Origin of the sequence: Actinomadura sp. NTSP31, from assembly GCF_041951385.1 — a bacterium.
Lineage (GTDB): Bacteria > Actinomycetota > Actinomycetes > Streptosporangiales > Streptosporangiaceae > Spirillospora > Spirillospora napierensis.
In genome coordinates this window covers 45,552-66,876 of sequence record NZ_JBGNUT010000008.1, presented here as the reverse complement: position 1 = coordinate 66,876, position 21,325 = coordinate 45,552, and the positions used below count along the sequence as shown (strand labels likewise).

At 72.4% G+C, this 21,325-nt stretch carries 17 protein-coding genes, 1 pseudogene and 1 riboswitch; of the genes and pseudogenes, 5 read left to right on the top strand and 13 right to left on the bottom strand.

The features are described from left to right. Nucleotides 1-222 precede the first annotated feature (222 nt). The 4 genes from ACA514_RS15585 to ACA514_RS15570 form a co-directional block, all read right to left on the bottom strand. Complete coding sequence (locus tag ACA514_RS15585) at nt 223-546, bottom strand: Lsr2 family protein (protein WP_285910321.1); 324 nt, start codon at nt 544-546, stop codon at nt 223-225. 935 nt (nt 547-1,481) lie between these two features. After that, complete coding sequence (locus ACA514_RS15580; protein WP_375041831.1) at nt 1,482-2,105, bottom strand: RDD family protein; 624 nt, start codon at nt 2,103-2,105, stop codon at nt 1,482-1,484. Nucleotides 2,106-2,112: 7 nt separating this feature from the next. Then, complete coding sequence (locus ACA514_RS15575; RefSeq protein ID WP_375041830.1) at nt 2,113-2,955, bottom strand: RDD family protein; 843 nt, start codon at nt 2,953-2,955, stop codon at nt 2,113-2,115. 5 nt (nt 2,956-2,960) lie between these two features. Next, nucleotides 2,961-3,491, bottom strand: a complete 531-nt coding sequence (locus ACA514_RS15570; RefSeq protein ID WP_375041829.1) for an amino-acid N-acetyltransferase — start codon at nt 3,489-3,491, stop codon at nt 2,961-2,963. 240 nt (nt 3,492-3,731) lie between these two features. Beyond that, nucleotides 3,732-3,923: riboswitch (cyclic di-AMP (ydaO/yuaA leader) on the top strand. A gap of 3 nt (nt 3,924-3,926) precedes the next feature. Between ACA514_RS15570 and ACA514_RS15565 the strand changes: the two genes are divergently transcribed. Further along, a complete protein-coding gene (locus tag ACA514_RS15565; RefSeq protein WP_375041828.1) occupies nt 3,927-4,904 on the top strand; it encodes an NlpC/P60 family protein in 978 nt (325 codons plus the stop codon). A gap of 383 nt (nt 4,905-5,287) precedes the next feature. On the opposite strand, the gene ACA514_RS15560 is transcribed toward ACA514_RS15565, so the two are convergent. Beyond that, nucleotides 5,288-5,557, bottom strand: a complete 270-nt coding sequence (locus ACA514_RS15560; RefSeq protein ID WP_375042080.1) for a LuxR C-terminal-related transcriptional regulator — start codon at nt 5,555-5,557, stop codon at nt 5,288-5,290. A gap of 433 nt (nt 5,558-5,990) precedes the next feature. Here ACA514_RS15560 and ACA514_RS15555 point away from each other — a divergent pair, with 433 nt between their 5' ends. Both ACA514_RS15555 and ACA514_RS15550 read left to right on the top strand, forming a co-directional pair. Beyond that, nucleotides 5,991-7,013: a LacI family DNA-binding transcriptional regulator gene (locus ACA514_RS15555; protein ID WP_375041827.1), complete on the top strand. Its 1,023-nt coding sequence runs from the start codon at nt 5,991-5,993 to the stop codon at nt 7,011-7,013. Nucleotides 7,014-7,060: 47 nt separating this feature from the next. Then, nucleotides 7,061-8,305 (top strand): cytochrome P450, encoded by a 1,245-nt coding sequence (locus ACA514_RS15550; RefSeq protein WP_375041826.1) that lies wholly within the window; start codon nt 7,061-7,063, stop codon nt 8,303-8,305. Here the strand turns inward: ACA514_RS15550 and lysX are convergent. Together lysX and ACA514_RS15540 are read right to left on the bottom strand one after the other, a co-directional pair. Next, entirely contained in the window at nt 8,292-9,746 is a 1,455-nt protein-coding gene (gene lysX, locus ACA514_RS15545; RefSeq protein WP_375042079.1) for a bifunctional lysylphosphatidylglycerol synthetase/lysine--tRNA ligase LysX, read from the bottom strand. The two genes, ACA514_RS15550 and lysX, sit on opposite strands and share 14 nt — an antisense overlap. A 32-nt stretch (nt 9,747-9,778) precedes the next feature. Then, nucleotides 9,779-10,744: a LysR family transcriptional regulator gene (locus tag ACA514_RS15540; protein ID WP_375041825.1), complete on the bottom strand. Its 966-nt coding sequence runs from the start codon at nt 10,742-10,744 to the stop codon at nt 9,779-9,781. A 201-nt stretch (nt 10,745-10,945) separates the two neighbouring features. Between ACA514_RS15540 and ACA514_RS15535 the strand changes: the two genes are divergently transcribed. After that, entirely contained in the window at nt 10,946-12,214 is a 1,269-nt protein-coding gene (locus ACA514_RS15535) for an MFS transporter (protein ID WP_375041824.1), read from the top strand. On the opposite strand, the gene ACA514_RS15530 is transcribed toward ACA514_RS15535, so the two are convergent. The 5 genes and pseudogenes from ACA514_RS15530 to ACA514_RS15510 form a co-directional block, all read right to left on the bottom strand. Then, nucleotides 12,189-12,971, bottom strand: a complete 783-nt coding sequence (locus ACA514_RS15530; protein WP_344266114.1) for a type III pantothenate kinase — start codon at nt 12,969-12,971, stop codon at nt 12,189-12,191. The genes ACA514_RS15535 and ACA514_RS15530 overlap by 26 nt on opposite strands. Before the next feature lie 14 nt (nt 12,972-12,985). Next, nucleotides 12,986-15,507, bottom strand: a pseudogene (locus ACA514_RS15525) (L-aspartate oxidase). Nucleotides 15,508-15,665: 158 nt separating this feature from the next. Beyond that, on the bottom strand, nt 15,666-16,082 hold the full coding sequence (panD, locus tag ACA514_RS15520; RefSeq protein WP_151547219.1) for an aspartate 1-decarboxylase: 417 nt from the start codon (nt 16,080-16,082) through the stop codon (nt 15,666-15,668). Continuing rightward, nucleotides 16,082-16,951, bottom strand: coding sequence for a pantoate--beta-alanine ligase (gene panC, locus ACA514_RS15515; RefSeq protein WP_375041823.1), 870 nt, complete (start codon nt 16,949-16,951; stop codon nt 16,082-16,084). Before panC ends, panD begins: the two co-directional genes overlap by 1 nt. A 99-nt stretch (nt 16,952-17,050) precedes the next feature. Next, complete coding sequence (locus ACA514_RS15510; protein WP_375041822.1) at nt 17,051-17,989, bottom strand: Rossmann-like and DUF2520 domain-containing protein; 939 nt, start codon at nt 17,987-17,989, stop codon at nt 17,051-17,053. Between the two features lie 315 nt (nt 17,990-18,304). Between ACA514_RS15510 and ACA514_RS15505 the strand changes: the two genes are divergently transcribed. Further along, nucleotides 18,305-18,571, top strand: a complete 267-nt coding sequence (locus ACA514_RS15505; protein WP_375041821.1) for a hypothetical protein — start codon at nt 18,305-18,307, stop codon at nt 18,569-18,571. Between the two features lie 206 nt (nt 18,572-18,777). Here the strand turns inward: ACA514_RS15505 and ACA514_RS15500 are convergent, their stop codons facing one another. After that, the gene (locus ACA514_RS15500; protein WP_375041820.1) at nt 18,778-21,324 is read right to left on the bottom strand and encodes an ABC transporter permease; all 2,547 of its coding nucleotides are present in this window, start codon (nt 21,322-21,324) and stop codon (nt 18,778-18,780) included. Between the last annotated feature and the right edge of the window lies 1 nt (nt 21,325).

Sequence of the window (21,325 nt, the reverse complement as noted above, 5' to 3'; positions counted from 1 at the left end):
CAGTCTCATCCAACTACCGCATCGGTGCGTCATGTTCCCGCTACGCCCCAAGCGAACGGGGGCTTTCCGCAGGTCGTCCGGGGTCGCGTCCGAGGATCGTCGGATGGGGGTGATGTCCTGGTCTACCGCGCGGCGGCGGAGGCGAAACCACCTGGACGCTACGCCACAAGCGAACGGCCCGTCTCATGGAGGGAGACGGGCCGCCGGGGCGGGGTGGGGCGGTCAGTTCGCCGCCTCGTACTGCTCGATCACCGTCGCGGGGATCCGGCCGCGCTCATTGACCTTGATGCCATTGTTCTTGGCCCAGGCACGGATCTCGGCGCTGCGCTCGCGGCTGGACGCGCCACGCTGGCGGCGCCGCTTGTTGACCGTGCCCGCCTTGCGCGACTTCTCCACGAACGGCAGGAGAGAATCCCGCAGCTTCTTAGCGTTGGCGCCACTGAGGTCGATCTCGTAGGAGGCGCCGTCGATCGAGAACGCTACGGTCTCGTCCGCCTCGCCACCGTCGAGGTCGTCGACGAGAAGCACCTGAACCTTCTGTGCCATGGGGACAGACCTTTCGGCTGGAGCAAACTGCATTCGGTTGACAAAGATATACCGGGAAGTCTGCCGATGACAATTCAAGTCCAGGATGAACATCCGTTGGCGGCGGCTATCGGCGAGACCACCGGTGCGCGGCGGGTGGACGGCGGGCGCGCCCGGATGGGCCGCGTTCAATTCCGGCGGACCGCCGGCCTGTGGATTTCGGCGTGACCGGCGTCACGGCGCACGGCGCTGACCTGGGGCGTCGAACGCGCATTGGACCAGGTATGGGGGCGGCCGGGCTTTCCGCCGGGAGGACCGCGGCCGGAAAAGTGCCCACCCGGACCATAACAGGGTCGGCACACCGGCACCCCTTGCCGCCGATTAGCCCTGCCGTAACGGCACTAACCGGTGCAGGCGCCAGGAATGCACGGCGGACCGGCACGCCGCGCCACCAGGGGCGCAGGGGCTGCCACCGGGGGATGTGGACAGATGACGAACAGCGGGGCCGAGACGAAATCTGTTGCCGTCCGGCACCCCGGAAGTCCCGGCCGGACGCCGGAGCGTAACGCCATCGGCACTAGTCGATCCCGAAATCTGTGGATAAGCGGTACAAAGCGGCCACCTGCCCCGGTCCGCGTGAGACTGGCGTCCCCTCCGGAGTAAGTGGCCCGGCGCAATGAAGGCCGAGTCCCCGGCCCGCCGGAAGCAGATCCCAAACCGGAGGCGCCTTCCGGCACGAGACACATCGTCCGGGAATCTCGCCCGTAACCCGAACGTGTCCGGAACGAGCTGGCATTGGCCCGTGCAAGCCCGGTGTCCGAAACGACACGGGGATCCCCGCCAAACTCCCGCCGGCCCGGCGTACAAGCGGCCGACGCGATCAGGACGGGACCGTCACCGCGCGTATGCGGGGCACAGCACCGGTATGTCGGAGAGAGCCGCGGAACGCCCGTGAATCAAGGCGTGCGGCGTTTTACGACCAGGGTGCCGGCGAGCCTGTCATGGAGGGCCTGGCGGCGCGTCCCCTCGTATATGAACCCGGCGTTCGCCACCCAGAACACGCCCGCCAGAAGGCCGAGAATGTGAACGGGCCGGAGCGCGATCGGCACCGCGTACACCGCGGCCCTCAGGACGGCCCGCAGGGCGCTCGGACGGCCGTAGGGCGCCTGCGGCGGGCCCGCGGCGGACGGGGCGGTCCCCGCCTCCTCCGCACCCGTGGCCGCGCCCTCACGGCCGGGCAAGGCGGGGACGGCGGAGACGACCTCGATCCCCGCGAAGCGCTTGCCGAGCGTCCGCCCCCAGATGGCGAGCTGGACGGCCTCGTACAGCAGCATGCACCCGGCCACGGCGGGCGGGGCGACGACGTCGAGTTGGTGGCCGGAGACGAACTCCTTCACCACGATGATGACGGGCAGGCCGACGATCAGGGTGTCGACGATGCGCGCCAGGAGGCGCTGCCCCGGCTCGGCGAGCGCCGGGCCGTCCCCGTCCTCCTGCGGTGGGGACCCGTCGTTCTGGAGGCCGCTCTCCGGCCCGGACGGCTCCTCCGACCCCTGTGCCGGCGTTTGCGATGTCGCCATCGCGGACCTACTCCGTGTACTCGGCGTACTCGCCGTACCCGACGCGCTCGTCGATGACGAGGGTGTCGGCGAAGCGGTCGTGCAGCGCCTGGTGCAGCGGCTGGTCCCAGATGGCCCAGAGGTAGGCCATCAGGGCACCCGCCCAGACCAGCACCATCCCGTAGGCGAAGTACTGCCACACCATCACGGCCAGCACGAGGAAGAAGAAGACGCCGATCTGGTAGGCGACGTGGGTGATGGCGGCCCGCCACACGGCCTGCGTCGTCGTCAGCGGGTTCCCGGCGGGACGGGCCTGGACGACACCGATGCCCAAGAAGCGCTTGCCGAGTGTCCGGCCCCACATGGACAGCTGTACGGCCTCGTAAATGAACGGCAATACCGACAGGACCGCGAACAGCGTGAAGATGATGGGCCAGTTCCAGATGCCGCCCTCGTCCTCCGTCTTGCTGCCGGGCTTGCCCAGCCCGAACGCGCCGATCGTGATGGGAAGGACGAGCGCGAACCCGAAGACCGCGACGAGCGCGTTGTCGATGAGCCGGGCCCCCGCGCGCCGCATGATGGGCGCCAGCGGCATGTCCCCGCCGGAGGCGCCGCCGTACTGGTCGTAGGCCGGCTGCTCATAGGACTCGTACGACGGCTGCTGCCACTGGTCCTGCTGCGGGTTCTGCCACTGCTGCTGGTGGGACGGAGGCTGCTGCTGTTGCTGCCACTGCTGCGCGGGCGGTTGGGCCTGCCCCTGCCGCTCGGGCTGCTGCCATTGCGGGGAACCCTGGTACGGGGGCGGCGGTCCGTACGAACCCTGCCCCTGCGGCGGCTGGTAGGGCCGCCCGCGGTTGGGGGAATCACTCATCTGGGTCAGTCCTCCAGGCGAAGCAACATCCGGGTGTTTCCCAACGTATTGGGCTTGACCCTGTCGAGGTCCAAGAACTCTGCAACGCCTTCGTCGTAGGAGCGGAGGAGTTCCTCGTACACCTCTGGCGCCACCGGAGTACCGAGGATCTGCTGGAAACCATGGCGCGCGAAGAACTCCACTTCGAAGGTAAGACAGAACACCCGCCGGACGCCGAGTTCCCGCGCGGTCTCCAGGAGCCGCGCGACGATGCGGTGCCCGATCCCGCGGCCGCCGTACCCCTTGTCGACGGCGACCGAGCGGACCTCCGCCAGGTCCTCCCACATCACGTGGAGGGCCCCGCACGCCACGATGGGGCCGGCCTCCCCGGGGCCCGCGCCCTCGACGTCCTCGGCGACCCAGTACTCCTGGACGTCCTCGTACAGCTTCACCGTGGACTTCTTGAGCAGGCGTCGCCCCGACCCGGCGTACAGATCGACCAGCCTGCGGATCCCCTGAACGTCGGCGGTACGGGCACGCCTGATCACGACTTCCACAAACAGGCGAGGTTACCGAACACCCCGCCCGTTCCCTGCCACCGGCGGCCGTGCCGGACCCACCGCACCGCACTGGCCCCAGATTTCCCGCCGGCCCGCCAAGGGCCGTCAAACCCGGCGTTAACCCCGCGCACCGTCCGCCACGACCTGCGAATTCGCATGTTCTGGTTGGCATCCCCTGGCGGTTCCGTTAGTGTCCCGCTCTGACGTCGGCCTTCCGTGAAACGGAGGCCGCACCGCCGAGTCCACGGGCCGCAGCCGGCGCCCCGAGGAGCCGGGGACCCACTTTCGGAGCGTTCGGGGGACCGCCCCCGCCGATGCCGTCTGGGGTGAATCCGCAGCCGCGTGGACCCATATCCGCGCGCGGTAGCGGACGGGCTGCTCCGGCCCGAACCCGTCAGCTAACTCGGTAGGCGGACAAGGAGAGGAGATTTGGTGCGGACGGCTCGTTTCCGCGTCCGGGCGCTCACGATCGCCGGCGCGCTCACCGCCCTTTCCATCACACCCCACGTGGTGGCCCCCCATTCGTTCCCCATCGCGCACGCGGACCCCGACCCGTCGGCCAAGGAGCTGAAGGACCAGGCGGTCAAGCTCGCGGACCAGCTGGAGCAGCTCACCGAGCAGTACAACGGCCTGAAGGTGAAGCTGCAGCAGTCGCAGCGGGCGGCGAAGGTCGCCGCCACCAACGCCACGCGCCAGCAGAAGTCCCTGGAGGGCCTGCGCGAGAAGGTCGGCGCCCTGGCCGCCACCAGCTACATGCAGGGCGGCACCGACCCCACGGTCTCGTTCATCTCCGCCCAGGACCCGCAGGCCGTTCTGGACCAGGCCGCGACGCTCAACTACTTCGCCACCCAGGACAGCACCCAGGTCCTCGGCCTCATGCAGGCGATGCAGTCCGCCCAGCGCGCGCGCAAGTCCGCGGAGGAGCGCACCCAGCAGGTGACGCAGCTGAAGACGCAGCTCACCGAGCAGAAGAAGAAGGTCACCTCCGCCTACGAGAAGGTCCGCGGCAAGGCCGTCAAGAAGGACCCGGCCCTGCTGGCGAAGCTGCCCGTCATCGGCGACGGCAAGGCCGCGCAGGCGCTGCGGTACGCGATGGCCAAGCTCGGCAGCCCGTACGTCTGGGGCGCGGCGGGCCCGACCACGTTCGACTGCTCGGGCCTGACGATGTGGGCCTACAAGCAGGTCGGCATCAACCTGCCGCACTACACCGGCAGCCAGTGGAACGCCGGGACCCACGTCTCGGAGAGCCAGATGAGGCCGGGCGACCTGATCTTCTTCTACTCCGACCTGCACCACATGGGGATGTACGTCGGCGGCGGCAAGATGATCCACGCTCCCCATACCGGCGACGTGGTCCGCATAGCGTCCCTGTCCGGCCGCCCCATAGCCGGCGTAGTCCGAGTCGCGTAACCCCCCGCCAACAACCGCGACCCCGCAGGACCGCAACGGAAACGCGTCCTAACCCGAGCCCGGGCGGACCTGAGCGTTGCGATCGCATGCGAAGCCAGATTCGAGCTTGCGAGAATCTGATCGCGCAGCGAGCCCCCAGGGCGAGTCGGAGCGATGCTGCGATCGCCGCTTTGCCCGCCGAAGGGAGGCCCCCCAGGGCCGACCGCCAAGGGCAAAGCAATGAACTCGTCCCGCGGCGGCGCTTCTGCCAGGGACCTACCTGTCAGGGGTTCGGCGCCGCCGCTGCGGGGTCGGACGAGTTCGCATCGCTGGACTTGCTTCCGGTCGGGCTGGTTTCCGGGTGACGCCCGCCGTCCCCTGACGGGCGTCGTCGAGTCGCGCTACTAGATGAGCTGCCTGCGGGCCGCCCACACCACGGCCTCGATAGGGGTGTTGACCTCCAGCCGGTCGCAGATGTTGCGCAACCGGCGGCGCAGTGTTCGTGCACTCAGTTCCAGCTTGCGCGCCGCCACATCAGCGGTGACACCGCTGGCGATCTGGGAGAGCAACCTGATCTCCTCGTCGCTCAGCCCGAAATCGAGTGTGGCTGTTTCCACTCCGTCCTCCCTCGTCCGTGGTTGATGACCGCGGGGATGCAGCCGTCCGCTGCACAGGCACGGGTTGGGCCTCGATCTGCATGCGTTGGGTTGCCGGGTCCGGAGCCTTCCGGACTAGATCATCGGTTCGGTTCCTTTGCTGTCTCGCGAAGCTTGGCCGGAGGTGGCCGTTAGGCCGATTGCGGGGGCTTGCGGGGGAACTCCGGGTGACGATTCACTCGTTGGCCACGTTGGCAGGGGCGGGTCTGGCTCGCCGTTCCGAACCCGTCCTTCCTCCCTGGACTCACCGGATCTCGCCGCGGACGAAGATCGTGAATCGTTTCAAGCTACGCTTCGGCTCGGAACGCTAGGCGGCCGGATCCGGCCCGTCAAGCGCTGGTTACGTGCTATCTGTGCCCGGATGGTCGCATTGCGTGACCGGGTTTTCGGGGATTGACACAGGAAAGCCCAACTACCTGGGGAAACACCACCGGGGCGGACGAGGAGCGACTTGCCACAGACCAGTATCCGCGAGGTCGCGAGGCGTGCCGGGGTCTCAGTTGGGACCGTTTCGAATGTCCTAAACCGGCCAGATCTCGTGGCCGAAGCTACCCGTGACCGTGTCCGCGCGGCGATCGAGGAGCTCGGTTTCGTCCGGAACGAGTCGGCGCGCCGGCTCCGGACGGGCCCCGACCGCACCGCGGGCGAGTTCGGCGACGAGCCGCGCCGGCTGTTCGGCGTCGTCGTCGAGGACCTCACCAATCCCTACGCGGCCGACGTGGCGCGCGGCGCCGAGGAGGCGTTGAACGCGGCGGGCCACGACGCCCTCTGGCTGTCCAGTGACCATTCCGCCGCCAAGGAGGCCCGGTCGCTGGAACTGCTGGACGAGCAGCACGCCGCGGGCGCCCTGATCGTCCCGGTCGGGCTGGGTCCGGCCGGGATGCGGCGGCTGCGCGCCGCCGGGTTGAGCGTCGTTCTGATGGATCGGGACGTCTCCGACGCGTGCGCCGTGCATGTCGACCACGTCGCGGGAGGAGAACTGGCCGCCGCGCATCTGCTCGGCATCGGGCGCGAGCGGATCGCGTTCGTCACCGGCGCGCCGGAGCCGCAGCCCTGCGTCGAGCGCCGCGACGGCGCGGCCCGCACGCTCGTGGAGGCCGGTCTGGGGAAGCCGCCCGTGCTGGTCCAGGAGGCGCTGAGCCCGACCGAGGGCCGGCGCGCGGCGCGGCGCGTCCTGGACATGTCGCCGCCGCCGGACGGGGTGTTCTGCGCGAACGACCTGCTGGCCATCGGGCTGATCAACGAGCTGACCCGGCTCGGCGCGCGGGTCCCGGCCGACATCGCGGTGGTCGGCTACGACGACATCGAGCTGGCCGCCAGCGCCGCGGTGCCGCTGACCACGGTCAAGCAGCCGCGCCGGGCGCTCGGCTGGGAGGCCGCGGAGCTGGCCATGGCCGAGATCCGGGAGGGCACGTCGCACCAGCACCGCCAGGTGGTCCTCGCTCCGGAGCTGGTCGTCCGCGAATCGGCCTGAGCCTCGTCACTATTGACATCACGTCTCAATTTCGGATGACTTGCCCTATGACGGACACCCAGGATCAGGTGGCGCGGACATCGGGGCAGGACGCGGACGCGGCGGCGATCCTCGGGTTCGACCCGTCAGATCCGGCATTCCGCGCCGACCCCTACGCGCACTACCGGAGCCTCGCGGCGGGCGGCAGGCTGCGGCAGACGGCCGTGGGCCTGTGGGTGAGCACGTCCTACGAACTGTGCGAGCAGGCGCTGCGCGACCCGCGGTTCGGGCACCGGCCCGAGGGCGGCGGCCTGTGGCGGGAGGCGCCGCAGCGGAACCGCTCGTTCCTGACGATGGACCCTCCGGACCACACGCGGCTGCGCCGGCTGGTCAGCAAGGCGTTCACACCCCGGCTGGTCGAGCGGCTGCGGCCGCGCGTCGAGGCGCTGGTGGACGAGCTGCTCGACGGCGTGTCCGGCGAGGTCGACCTGATCTCGGCGCTGGCGTACCCGCTGCCCGTCATCGTGATCAGCGAGATGCTGGGCGTCCCGCCGCGCGACCGGGACCTGTTCAAGGGCTGGTCGGACGCCCTCGCCCGCGGTCTCGACCCGGACTTCCTGCTGCCGGAGGCGGAGATCGCGCTGCGCGACGAGGCGCGCGCGGAGTTCGCCGCCTACTTCCGCGAGCTGGCCGCCGAGCGCCGCGCGGAGCCGCGCGACGACCTGCTGAGCGCGCTGGTGGGCGTCTCGGACGGCGGCGACGTCCTGTCGGAGGAGGAGCTGCTCGCGACGTGCGTGCTGCTGCTCGTCGCGGGCCACGAGACGACCGTCAACCTGATCGGGAACGGCGCGCTGGCGCTGCTGCGGCATCCGGAGCAGCTCGCGGTGTTCCGGGAGCACCCGGAGAACGCCGCGGCGGCCGTGGAGGAGCTGCTCCGCTACGACCCGCCCGTCCAGCTGACGCTGCGGGCCGCGCTGGAGGACGCCGAGCTGGGCGGCACCGTGATCGAGCGGGGACGGCTCGTCCTGCTGCTGACCGGCGCCGCCAACAGGGACCCGTCAGCGTTCACCGACCCCGACCGGCTCGCCCTGCTGCGGTACGCCGAGGGCCGGGACGCGCCGCGCCACCTGTCGTTCGGGCACGGCGTCCACTTCTGCCTCGGCGCGCCGCTGGCCCGGCTGGAGGGCCGGATCGCGCTGAAGAAGCTCTTCGAGCGCGATGTGGCCCTCGCGGCCGGGGACGCCGACCTGGTGTACCGCGACAACCTCGTCCTGCGCGGGCTGCGCGACCTGCCGGTGACTATTCGGGCTTGACCAGCGGGAACAGGATCGTGTCGCGGATGCCCTTGCCGGTGAACGCCATGATCATCCGGTCGATGCCGGCGCCCATCCCGCCGGTCGGCGGCATCGCGTACTCCAGCGCGCGCAGGAAGTCCTCGTCCAGCTGCATCGCCTCGGGGTCGCCGCCCGCCGCGAGCAGCGACTGCTCGGTGAGCCGGCGGCGCTGCTCGACCGGGTCGACCAGCTCGGAGTAGGCGGTGCCGAGCTCGGTGCCGAAGCCGATCAGGTCCCACTTCTCGGTGAGCAACGGCTCCGCGCGGTGCTGGCGGGTCAGCGGCGAGGTCTCCAGCGGGTAGTCCATGACGAACGTCGGCTGGACGAGGGTGTGCTCGATCAGCTCCTCGAAGATCTCCTGGACGAGCTTGCCCTGCCCCCACTTGGGATCCCAGGTGATGCCGCGGGCGTCGGCGAGCTTGCGGACGGTCTCGATCGGCGTGTGCGGGGTGATCTCCTCGCCGAGCGCCTCCGACACCGACCCGTACAGGGTGATCCGCGGCCATTCGGGCAGGCCGAGGTCGATCTCGACGCCGTCGTGGACGACCACGGACGTGCCGAGGGCGGCGACGACCGCCTTCTGGTACATCCGCTGGGTCAGGTCGGCCATGTCGTTGTAGTCGAGGTACGTCCCGTACGCCTCGAGCATCGTGAACTCGGGGTTGTGGGTCGAGTCGGCGCCCTCGTTCCGGAAGTTCCGGTTGATCTCGAAGACCTTCTCGATGCCGCCGACGACGAGCCGCTTGAGGTACAGCTCGATCGCGATCCGCAGGTACAGCTCCATGTCGTAGGCGTTGATGTGCGTCCGGAACGGGCGCGCCGCGGCCCCGCCGTGGATCGGCTGCAGCATCGGGGTCTCGACCTCGAGGTACCCCTCCTCGTGCCAGAAGTCGCGGACGGCGCGCACGGTGGCGCTGCGGATCCGCGCCATCTTCCGGGCCTCGTCGTTGACGATCAGGTCGACGTAGCGCTGCCGCACCCGGGCCTCGGGGTCGGTGAGGCCGGCGTGCTTCTCCGGCAGCGGCCGCAGGCACTTGGAGGTGATCGCGAACCGGTCCGCCATGATCGACAGCTCGCCGCGCTTGGAGGTGATCACCTCGCCCTCGACGCCGACGTGGTCGCCGAGGTCGACCTCGCGCTTCCAGAAGTCGAGCTGCTCCTGGCCGACCCTGGCGAGCGACAGCATGATCTGGAGGTCGCCGGAGCCGTCCCGGATGGTGGCGAAGCACAGCTTGCCGCCGTTGCGGACCAGCATGACGCGACCGGTGACGCCGACCCTCTCGCCGGTCTCGGTGCCCGGCTCCAGGTCCGGGTGTTTCGCCCGGATCTCGGCGGTCGTCGCCGTGCGCGGGAAGGTCACCGGGTAGGGGTCGACGCCGGCCTCGCGCAGGCGGTCGAGCTTCTCCCGGCGGACGCGCATCTGCTCCGGAAGGTCATCGAGGGTCTCGTCACTCACGCCTCAAGGCTATCCAGCCCGCCGAGGGCCCCGCGAACGAGTTCGGGGTGATCGCTCGGGCCGGCCGCGACGAGGGGGCCGAGGTCGCGGGCCAGGGCGGAGGCGACGGCCCGGAACGCGCGGACGCGGGGGTCGTCGTCGCCGCGGCGCGTCGCCAGGACGCTGCTGTCCCACGGCGCGTCCAGGATCGGGACGTACCGGACGCCCGGCCAGGGGTAGAAGCGGGCGAACGACCGCAGCGCCGACCCGGCGCCGCGGCCCGCGGCGATGCTGAGCATCACGTCCTGCGGGTTGCGCGCCACGTCCGGGCCGCGCCGCCCGCGCTCGCCGTTCACCGCCGGGGTGAAGTAGAGGTAGTCGGTGAACACGCTCGGCGTGACGTCGGGCACGGCGACGATCGGCAGGTCGAGGACGTCGGCGAGGCGGAGCGCGCCGGCCTGCGCGAACGGGCCGTCCGCCGGGACCCCGACGATCCGCGGCTCGGTGGTCAGCACGTCGGCCTCGACGCGGTCGTCGTCGGGCGCCGGGCGCACGAACGCGACGTCCACCTTCCGCTCGACCAGCGCGGACACGTGCTCGGTGAAGTCCAGCGGCATGATCGTCAGCCGGGTGCCGGGCCGGGACCGCCGGTACGCGCGGACGATCGCCGGGGTCAACTCGGCGGAGCCGTGCCCCATCACGCCGACGCGGAGCGGAGGGTCGTCCTCGCCGCGCAGGCCCGCGACCGCGCCGGCGGCGGCGTCCACGGCCGCGAGCGCCGCGCGGGCGTGCGGGACGAACCGCTCCCCCGCCTCGGTGAGCCGCAGCGGGGACCGTTCCAGGAGACGGACGCCCAGCTCGCGTTCGAGCCGCTGGACGTGCGCGGTGACCGCGGGCGGCGACAGGAACAGCCGGGCCGCCGCCCGCGCGAACTGCCCCTCCTCGACGACCGCGAGGAAGGAGGCCAGCTCACGCAGTTCCATGCTCGTCACGGTAACCGGCGGCCTGCCCGCTTCTCCCCGGCGATGCGGCCCGGACCGCGTTTCGCGACCGGCGTCACACGGGCCACCGGCTTCACGCAGGCGACCCCGGCGAAACGCGGGCGACCGGCGTCACATCGCCGGGCGGTTCACGAATCGCGAAGCGGCGGAACCCGGCGACCTGTGGCGTTCTAGACAGGGATCATGGCAACCGCGTCGCCCGCCCCCTCCCCCAACGCCGGCTGGTTCCCGATCGCCTCGATCATGTTCGGGGTCGGCTGGGGCGCCAACCAGTTCGCCTCGCTGCTCGGCCTCTACACCGACCGGCTGCACCTCGGCGACGGCGCCGCGCAGGCCATGTTCGGCGTGTACGCGCTTGGCCTCGTGCCCGGGCTCGTCCTCGGCGGGCCCGCGTCCGACCGGTACGGCCGGCGCCGCATCGCGCTGCCGTTCGCGTGCCTGTCCGCGCTGGTCACGGTGGTGCTGATGGCGGGCGTCACGGCGCCGTGGCTGCTGTACGCGGGCCGGTTGCTGGCCGGGGTCGTCACCGGGGCCGTCCTCGCCGCGGGCACCGCGTGGGTGAAGGAGCTGACGCCCGTCTCGGGGACGCGGATGACCGCGCTCGCCGTCTCGGCGGGCTTCGGGGCGGGCCCGCTGGTGTCGGCGCTCGTCGCGCAGTGGGCGCCGCACCCGCTGGTCACCGCCTACCTGCCGCACCTGCTGATCATGCTGCTGACCGTCCCGCCCGCGTTCCGCGTCCCGGAGACCCGCGTCCCGCGCGCGCACGGCGGCGGAGCCGTCGCGCATGAGGCCGGACGCGGGCGGTCCGGGCTGTCGGGCGTGCGCAACCCCGCGTTCCGCCGGACGATCGCGCCGGTCGCCGTCTGGACGTTCGCCGCGCCCGTCAGCGCGTTCGCGCTGCTGCCGGCGTTCGTCCCGGTCCACCACCTGCCGATCGCCTACGCGGGCGGGATCACCGGGCTCACGCTCGCGTCCGGGATGGCGGCGCAGCCCGTCGCCCGGCGGCTGGAGGCGCGGCACCCGCGGCTCGTCGCCCGCGCCGGGCTCGGCTCGATCGCCTGCGGGCTGCTGCTCGCCGCGCTGACCATCGCCACCGGCCTGCCCGTCCTCAACGCGGTGGCGGCGGTCGTGCTCGGCGCCGGGTACGGGTTCGTGCTGACCTACGGCCTCGGCGAGGTCGCGCGGATCGCCGCGCCGGACGAGCTGGCGGGCCTCACCGCCGTCGCCTATGCCCTGGTCTATGTGGGGATGTTCGCGCCGCTGGTGCTGACCGTCCTGGCCAAGGCGGTGCCGCTCGGCGCGGTCCTCACCGCCATGGCCGCACTGGCGGCCTCGTGCCTGGTCTACGTCTCCCGCCAGACGCGCGCCTCCGACCGGGAGCACCGGGAGCACCGCGAGCCCGCCGCGGGCCGGACGGTCCCGGACGTCAGGGAGTGTTCCGCTCGTAGATGAGCCGGAGCCCGATCAGGGTGAGCCACGGCTCGAACACGTCGATGCTGCGGGACTCCTCCAGCACCAGCGGCGCGAGGCCGCCGGTCGCGATGACGGTCACCTCGTCGAGGTCGTCGACCAGTTCCTCCGTCATCCGCTCGACGATGCCGTCCACCTGCCCGGCGAAGCCGAAGATGATCCCGGACTGCAGCGCCTCGACCGTGTTCTTGGCGATCACGCTGCGCGGCCGGACCAGCTCGATCTTGTGCAGCTGCGCGCCGCGCGACGACAGCGCGTCGATCGAGATCTCGATGCCGGGGGCGATGGCGCCGCCCACGTACTCGCCCTTGGCGGAGACGGCGTCGAAGGTCGTCGCGGTGCCGAAGTCGACCACGATCGCCGGGCCGCCGTGCGTGTGCACGGCGGCCAGCGCGTTCACGATGCGGTCGGCCCCGACCTCCTTGGGGTTGTCCATCCGGATGGGCACCCCGGTCTTGACGCCCGGCTCCACGATCACCGCCGACACGTCGCCGTAGTAGCGGCGGCACATCTCCCGCATCTCGTGCAGGACGGACGGGACCGTGGAGCACAGCGCGATGCCGCTGATGTCGGTCTCGGCCAGCAGCGGGCTCTGCTGGACCAGCCCCTGCAGGACCACCGCGATCTCGTCGGCGGTACGCCGCGGATCGGTGTTGATCCTCCAGTGCTCGATCACCTCTTCGCCCTCGAACAGGCCGAGGACGGTGTGGGTGTTACCGACGTCGATGGTGAGCAGCATCCGGTCCCCGCTGGTCAGGAGAAGTCAAGGCCGATGTCGAACACGCGCGCCGAGTGCGTCAGCGCACCGACGGAAAGGTAGTCCACCCCGGTCACGGCGACGTCTCGGGCCCGCTCCAGGGTAAGCCCACCACTGGCCTCCAACTCCGCCCGGCCCGCCACCACGCGGACCGCCTCGGCCATCTCCGCGTCGGTCATGTTGTCCAGCAGGATGCTCGTCGCGCCCACCGCGAGCGCCTCTTCCACCTGGTCAAGGGTGTCGCATTCGACCTGGACGTGCAGCGACGGGTACACCGCCCGGATCGCCTCGTACGCCTTGGTGACGCTTCCGGCCGCCGCGACGTGGTTGTCCTTGATGAGCGCGGAGTCGTGCAGGCCCATCCGGTGGTTGACGCCGCCGCCGCGGTGCACGGCGTACTTCTGCAGCGCGCGCAGGCCCGGCAGCGTCTTGCGGCTGTCGCGGACCCTGGCCTTCGTCCCCTCCATCGCGTCCGTCCAGCGGCGTGCGGCGGTCGCGATTCCGGACAGGTGGGTGAGCAGGTTCAGCGCCGTCCGCTCGGCGCGGAGCACGGCCCTCGTCGGCCCCTCGACCGAGATCAGGACCTGGCCGGGCACGACCCGGTCGCCGTCCGCGGCCTTCGCCTCGTAGCCCACGTCCAGCAGCTCGAACACGACCGCGGCCACCGGGATCCCGGCGACGACGCCCTCCTCGCGGGCCCGGAAGTCCCCGGTGGAGACGTCGTCCGGTGCGAAGATCGGCTCGCTGGTCACGTCGACCGGGCCGTCCTCGTCCAGCGCCGTGCGGACGAGGTTTTCCACAGCCTGTGGATCGAGCCCCGCGTCCTTGAGCTTCTGCGACAGTTCGGGTGTCACTGGTCGTTCCCTTCGAGAGGTTCGTATGCCGTCGTCAGGTCGTTCCCCGCCAGCCGCGTGACCAGATGGCCGCGCCACCGCCCGTCGGACCGTTCCGGGAAGTCCTGCCGCCAGTGGCTGCCGCGCGTCTCCTTGCGCAGCCGTGCGGCGGCGACGATCGCGGACGCGACGGTGTGCAGGTTCGTGGCCTCCCACGCCTCCACTCCGGGCTCCGCGCCGCCGCGGCGGGGAAGGGCGGCCAGCTCCCGTGCCGCCGTGTCGAGCCCCTCGGCGCCCCGCAGCACCCCGGCGTAGGACGTCATGATCCGCTGGATCTCCCCCCGGGCGGCCGGAGCGAGCAGCCCGCCGCCCGGCACGGTGCGGTCCGCGATCGGCCCCGGCGTCGCGGCGGTGTGCTCGGACGGGCGGCCGGGCGCCGCCGCGAGGTCGCCGGTGAGGGCGGTGGCGATGCGGGCGGCGAAGACCAGGCCCTCCAGCAGGGAGTTGGACGCCAGCCGGTTCGCCCCGTGCACGCCGGTGCAGGCGACCTCTCCGCATGCGTACAGGCCGGGGACGGACGTGCGCCCGTACAGGTCGGTACGGACACCGCCGCTGGAGTAGTGGGCGGCGGGGACGACCGGGATGGGCTCGGTCACCGGGTCGATGCCGTGGTGCCGGCAGGCGGCCAGGATGGTCGGGAACCGCTTCTCCCACATCGCCGCGCCGAAGTGCCTGCCGTCCAGCAGCATGCAGGGCTCGCCGGTCTCCCGCATCCGGTTCATGATCCCCTTGGCGACGACGTCGCGCGGGGCGAGTTCGGCGAGCTCGTGGCGGCCGACCATGAACCGCTCGCCGGAGTGGTCGACCAGGTGGGCGCCCTCCCCGCGGACGGCCTCGGAGATCAGCGGCTGCTGCCCGCGCGCGCCCTCACCGAGCCACAGCGGGGTCGGGTGGAACTGGACGAACTCCAGGTCGGCGACGGCGGCGCCGGCGCGCAGCGCGAGCGCGACGCCGTCGCCGGTCGACACCTCGGGGTTGGTGGTGGCCGAGAACACCTGGCCGAGGCCGCCGGTGGCGAGCACGACGGCGCGGGCGCGGACGGCGCCGACGCCGTTCGGCTGCCCCTCGCCCATCACGTGCAGGGTGATCCCGGCGGCGCGTCCGGTGGCGTCCTTCAGCAGGTCGAGGACGAGGGCGTGCTCGATGACCTCGACGCCGGAGTCCTTCAGCTCGGCGAGCAGGGCGCGGCTGATCTCCGCGCCGGTCGCGTCGCCGCCCGCGTGCGCGATGCGGCGGCGGTGGTGGCCGCCCTCGCGGGTCAGCGCGAGCCGCCCGTCGCCGGAGCGGTCGAACGCGGCGCCGAGCTCGATGAGCCCGCGGACGGCGTCCGGGCCCTCGGTGACGAGCGCGCGGACGGCGGCCTCGTCGCAGAGGCCGACCCCGGCGGTGAGGGTGTCGGCGAGGTGGTCGTCGGGGCTGTCGTCGGGGGCCAGGGCGGAGGCGATGCCGCCCTGCGCCCAGCGGGTGGAGCCGGCGTCGAGCAGGGCCTTGGTGACGAGCAGGACGCGCCCGTGCGGGCGGCAGCGCAGCGCGGCGACCAGGCCGGCGATGCCGGAGCCGATGACGACCACGTCGGCGTCGGCGGTCCAGCCGGGGGCGGGGGCGTCGAGAACGGAAGGGATCATGAGCCCTCCTCGGGGTTCGGTTCTCGTCATTGTGACATTATCCCCGCGGACTCCGAATGCTCGACCCCCGTTTTCGGGGTAAAACCCCACATAGCAGGACGACCGCGCACCCCGCCCGGGGGATGCGCGGCCGTCCTGGCCCGCCGTCAGCGCACGGGTCAGCGCGCCACCAGGTCGCCGCGGACGCCGTCGCCGCCGGGCACCGGCTCGGCCGGGTCGGAGCCCAGCGAGACGATCGCGTTGGACCGGTCGACGTGCACCACGCGCGGCTCGAACTCGCGCGCCTCGGCGTCGGTCATCTGCGCGTACGCGATGATGATCACCAGGTCGCCGGGCTGCACCAGGCGGGCCGCCGCGCCGTTGATGCCGATCACGCCGGAGCCGCGCTCGCCCGCGATCAGGTAGGTCTCCAGGCGGGCGCCGTTGTCGATGTCGACGATGTGCACCTGCTCGCCGGGCAGCAGGTCCGCCGCGTCCATCAGGTCCTGGTCCAGGGTCAGCGAGCCCACGTAGTGCAGGTCCGCCTGGGTGACGGTGGCGCGGTGGATCTTCGACTTGAACATCGTCCGGAACATCAGCGCTCCTTCGGGGTGACGAGCTGGAGGGGCAGGTTGTCGATCAGATGGGTGGCGCCGACGCGGCCGGCGACGGCGAGCACGGCGGGACCGGTGTATCCGGCCGCGACCTTCGTGAACGTGGACGGGTCGACGAGCACGAGGTAGTCGAGGTCGAGCGGCGGCTCGGCGGTGGCCGCCTTGTCCAGCACGGCCGCCGCGGCGCCGATCACCGCGTCCGGGCCCTCGTCCGCCGCGTCCACGCCCGCGTACAGCGCCCGGGACAGGGCGAGCGCCGTGCGCCGCTCGTCCTCGGACAGGTACCGGTTCCGGCTCGACAGGGCCAGCCCGTCCTGCTCTCGGACGGTCGGCGCGCCGACGATCTCGACCGGCACGTTCAGGTCGGCGACCATCCGGCGGATCATCGCGAGCTGCTGCGCGTCCTTCTGCCCGAAGACGGCCACGTCCGGCCGCACCAGGTTCAACAACTTCAGGACGACCGTGAGCATTCCGTCGAAGTGGCCGGGCCGCGAGGCGCCCTCCACCCGCTCGCCCATCGGCCCGGACCTCAGCGTGACCTCGGGCTCGCCGGGATACATGACCTCGCGGGACGGCGCGAACACGATGTCCGCGCCCTCCGCCGCGCAGGCCTCCAGGTCGGCGCCGAACGTACGGGGGTAGCGGTCGAAGTCCTCGTCCGGCCCGAACTGCAGCGGGTTGACGAAGATGCTGACCGCGACCGCGTCCGCGCGCCGCCGCGCCTCGCGGATCAGGGACCGGTGCCCCTCGTGCAGCGCCCCCATGGTCGGGACGAGCGCCAGCGCGCCCTCCGTCCCGGCCCGGGCGGCGGCCAGCTCCTCGCGGGTGGCGGCGACGACGGGCGGCGTCACGACGCGTCCTCCGGCTCGCTCACTGATCCTCCTGGTCGCTCGTCCGGCGGTCGCCGGCGCTGGTGAGTCCGGTGTTCGGCATGCGGTGGCGGCCGGCCGTCAGTCGGCCAGCGCTTCGAGGAGGCGCTCGGCGTCCTCCGGCTTGAGCAGCCCGGCGCCGAGCGCGCGGTCGGCGGTGAGGCGGGCCAGCGCGACGTAGGCGCGGCGGCTCTCCGCCGAGACCCTGCCGAGCTCGGCGACGTGGTCGGCGACCGTCCCGGCGTCGCCGCGCGCGACCGGGCCGGTCAGGCCGCCGATGCCGAGCCGCAGCGCGTTGTCGAGGGAGGCGCCGAGCAGCGGCCCGAGCATCCGGCCGGGCTCGCCGACGCCCGCGGTGCGCAGCAGGTCCATCGCCTCGACGACCAGCGTGACCAGGTGGTTCGCGCCGCCGGCGAGGGCCGCGTGGTAGAGCGGGCGGCGCTCCTCGGTGATCCACACCGGTTCGCCGCCCATCTCCACGGCGAGCGCCTCGGCGACCGGGCGCAGCGGTTCGGGCGCGGTGACGCCGAACGAGATGCCGGTGAGCCGGCTCACGTCGTCGGGGCGCCCGGTGAACGTCATCACCGGGTGCAGCGCCAGCGGCAGCGCCCCGGCGCGGGTCAGCGGGTCGAGGACGGCGTATCCGAAGCGCCCGCTGGTGTGCATGACCAGCTTGCCGGTGACGGGGACGCCGGCGGAGACCAGGCCCGCGGCCAGTTCGGGCAGCGCGTCGTCGGGGACGGTCAGCAGCACCAGGTCGGCGGCGGCGACGACCTCCTGCGGGGTGGCGACGTCGGCGCCGGGCAGCCGTTCCGCCACCCGCTCGCGCGAGCCGTCGGAGACCGCGGCGGCGGCGACCACGCGGTGGCCGGCGCGGGCGAGCGCCGCGCCGAGCGCGGTGCCGACGCGGCCGGCGCCGACGACGCCGACCGACAGCCGTGCGGGCCGGTCCTCGGGCCGCGGCTCCCCGGCCTCCGGTCCGTCTCCGGGCGCGGCGGAGTCAGCCGTGAATGGGTCCATCTGTTCGTTCCAGTCCTCAGGTAGGTACCGGACGTGCGCGCCCCAGCGTACCCGCGGGCCACGTGCGCGTCCTCCGGTGGGTCGGGGGCGCCCGCGGCGGCACGGGCACCGCGAACACCATCACACATCGGTGACGCTCCGGCTACCTGTCGTAACGATCGTGTCGGCGGGACGGCCACACTTCCCGGGTGACGGACCGTGAACCCTTGCGAGGACGCGGAAGCGGGGCGTAACCATGTCTGTGACGACGTCGTCACACAAGGTGAATGGCAGCAATGACCAGGGCGCTCCGCCCCCGACGAGATGGAGCAGACTTTGATCAGGACAGCCCTCAAGACCGGTGCGGTCGTCGCGACCCTCGCGGGGACGGCCTTCGCCGCCACTCCGGCCAACGCCGACACCTACAACCACAACACCGCCGTCGGGAACAGCACCAACGTCATGATCGTCGGAGGCTACGGCGTGACCTGCGGGTCCGTCTCCGTCGGCAGCCAGACCGGAACGGGCTGCAACGGCAACCACGTGTACAACGGGCACAACCACAGCGGCACCGGCGGCTGGGTCGGGCACCGGCGCTGGTGACCGCGTGACGCCCCCGCGGGGCCGCCCGGCGGCCCGGGACCGGACCCTGCCCGGCCGCCCCTAGGGCGTTCCCCGCGGCGCCCCGCCGCACCGCAACGCCGTCCCCGCGGTGGGCGAGGCACGGCATCGCAGACGACGCGCCCGGATTCGGTGACTCTCCGAATCCGGGCGCTCGTCACATTCCGTGTATCTCCTCGGCCGTCCGGTCAGTCGTGCGCGAGCGACTCCACGATGGAGGCCCCGGCCGCCCGGCGCGCCGGCAGCACCGCGGCGAGGGTGCCGGCGGCGCCCGCCAGCAGCACGAACCCGACCACCTGGAGATAGGGCAGCGAGAAGACCGCCCCGTCCTCCATCGCGTTGGTCGCCGCCCAGCCGAACGCCACCCCGAGCACGACCCCGGTGAACGCGCCGATCACCGCCATGACCAGCGCCTCCACCGACAGCATCCGGCGCAGCTGGCGGCGGGTGAGGCCGAGGGCGCGCAGCAGCGCCGACTCGCGGGTCCGCTCCACCACCGACAGCGTGAGCGTGTTCGCGATGCCGAACAGCGCGATGACGATCGCCAGGCCGAGCAGCCCGCCGAAGATCATCAGCATCATGTCGATGGCGTTGCGCACGCTCTTCTCGAACTCGGCGGACGAGTAGACCTTCGCGGCCGGGTAGGGCCGCGCGGCCGCCTCGACGGCCCGGCGCGCGGTGTCGGCCGGCACGCCGTCCCGGTCCTTGATGTAGATCGCGGAGTCGTCGGGAGCGCCGAAGTAGCGGGTGAAGTCCGCCTCCGGCACCAGCAGGCCGCCGAGCGCGGTCGCCGACGTGCGGTACACCGCGGTGATCTTCACCGGGACGGTGCCGTGCGCCGTCCGCACCTGGACGGTCCGTCCTGCGGGCAGGCCGTGCTTCTCCGCGAGGCGCTCCTCCACGATCGCGGTCCCCGGCTTCAGCCCGGCCGGCGTCAGGGCGGAGGCGGACCCATCGACGAGCTTCGGCTTCAGGACGGTCCCGAGCGCCGTCCCGGTCAGGCTCGCGACGCCGGTCTTCTTGCCGTCGACGTAGCCGTCCTTGGCCAGCACCTCGAACACGGTGGAGAACTCGGGCCTCCCCTTCAGCGCCTCGGTGAGCGCGTGCGGGGCCCGGCCGCCGCCGTCGCCGGTCCGCGCCTGCACCTGGAACTCGGCCGGATACTGCTCCGCCAGCTTCTGCGCGGACGTCGCCTTGCCGCTGGCCGCGACCACCGCGAACAGGCTCATCAGCCCGATGCCGACGGTCAGCGCGATCGTCGTGGTCGCGGTGCGGCGCGGGGACCGGCGCGCGTTCTCCACGGCGAGCCGTCCCGGCACCCCGCCGAGCCGCGCCGGGACGATCCCGGCGACGCGTCCGAGCGGGCGCACCAGGACCGGCATCGCCGTCACCACCGCGAGGAAGAACACGGCGCCCGCGAGCGCGACCGTGTACATCGCGGCCTGCCCCTTCGCCATGCCCACCGAGCCCAGCACGCCGAGCGCGAGCCCGCCCGCGCCGAGCAGCACGGCCAGCGCCGAGCGGACCCGGCCGAGCCGGAACCGCCCCCCGCCCGGCTCCGGCTCCGCGCGCAGCGCCGCGACCGGCGCGACCCGCGTCGCCGCCCGCGCCGGCAGCAGCGCGGACACGACCGTCACCACCACGCCGACCGCGAGGCCGATCGCGACCGTCGGCGCGGACAGCGCCAGCCCGTCCATCCGCACCTTGTCGGTGAGCCGGGCCATCACCGCGACCGCGCCGGCGCCGAGCCCCGCGCCGGCGAGGACGCCGAGCGCCGACCCGGCTAGCCCGACCGCGAACGCCTCGGTGACCACCCCGCCGAACACCTGCCGGCGGCTCGCGCCGACGCAGCGCAGCAGCGCCATCTCGCGCATCCGCTGCGCGATCAGGATCGAGAACGTGTTGTAGATGACCAGCGCCGAGACCAGCATCGCGACCAGTCCGAAGATCAGCAGGCCGGCCTGGATGATCTCGGTGTCCGCACCGGCCGCGTCGGCCAGCCGCTTCGCCAGCCGCTCGCCCGTGAGGACCTCGTACCGGTCGCCGACCGCCGCCGCGACGGCGCCCTTGCCCGCGCCCAGGACGTCGATCTCCTGGTACTCCTTCGCTCCCGTCATCGCCAGCGCGGTGGCGGTGTCGAAGCCGACGCCGCCCCGGGAGCTCGCCTCCTCGTCGATGCCGAAGTCGACCAGGCCGACGACGGTGAAGCGGTGCGGGCGGTTCGCGTGGTCCAGGACCGTCACCGCGTCGCCGACCCCGTACCCGGAGCGGTCCGCGAGGTCCTTGCCGAGCACGGCCTCGGACCCGCCGGACGGGACCCGGCCCTTGGTGACGTCGACACGCAGCAGCTTCCCGGACGGCACCGAGATGCCGACGTTCGGCAGATCGCCCACGGTCTTGCCGTCCTTGCCGACGAGCGCCGCGTCCCCGCGCACCGCGCCCTGCGCGTCCGTCACGCCGGGAACCGCCTTGACGCGGTCCAGCACGTCGAGCGGGATGCCGGAATCGTCCTTGGGGCCGGCGCCCGTGAGGCCGGCGTCCTTGTCCGGGGCGGGCTGGACGGCGACGTCGACCTTGCCGGCCGACCTGGCGAACGTCCGCGCGACACCCTGGTTCATCGTGTCGGTCAGCACGAACGTGCCGGAGATGAAGCCCACGCCGAGGGTGATGGCCACCGCCGTCAGCAGCAGGCGCAGCTTGTGGGCCCGCAGGCCCGCCAGCGTCGTCCTCAACATC

Bases quoted from the DNA above. Each gene is read 5' to 3' on its own strand.
- ACA514_RS15585 (WP_285910321.1), bottom strand. From the start codon at position 546: ATGGCACAGAAGGTTCAGGTGCTTCTCGTCGACGACCTCGACGGTGGC.
- ACA514_RS15580 (WP_375041831.1), bottom strand. From the start codon at position 2,105: ATGGCGACATCGCAAACGCCGGCACAGGGGTCGGAGGAGCCGTCCGGG.
- ACA514_RS15575 (WP_375041830.1), bottom strand. From the start codon at position 2,955: ATGAGTGATTCCCCCAACCGCGGGCGGCCCTACCAGCCGCCGCAGGGG.
- ACA514_RS15550 (WP_375041826.1), top strand. From the start codon at position 7,061: ATGACGGACACCCAGGATCAGGTGGCGCGGACATCGGGGCAGGACGCG.
- lysX (WP_375042079.1), bottom strand. From the start codon at position 9,746: ATGCGCGTCCGCCGGGAGAAGCTCGACCGCCTGCGCGAGGCCGGCGTC.
- ACA514_RS15540 (WP_375041825.1), bottom strand. From the start codon at position 10,744: ATGGAACTGCGTGAGCTGGCCTCCTTCCTCGCGGTCGTCGAGGAGGGG.
- ACA514_RS15535 (WP_375041824.1), top strand. From the start codon at position 10,946: ATGGCAACCGCGTCGCCCGCCCCCTCCCCCAACGCCGGCTGGTTCCCG.
- ACA514_RS15530 (WP_344266114.1), bottom strand. From the start codon at position 12,971: ATGCTGCTCACCATCGACGTCGGTAACACCCACACCGTCCTCGGCCTG.
- panD (WP_151547219.1), bottom strand. From the start codon at position 16,082: ATGTTCCGGACGATGTTCAAGTCGAAGATCCACCGCGCCACCGTCACC.
- ACA514_RS15510 (WP_375041822.1), bottom strand. From the start codon at position 17,989: ATGGACCCATTCACGGCTGACTCCGCCGCGCCCGGAGACGGACCGGAG.
- ACA514_RS15500 (WP_375041820.1), bottom strand. From the start codon at position 21,324: ATGTTGAGGACGACGCTGGCGGGCCTGCGGGCCCACAAGCTGCGCCTG.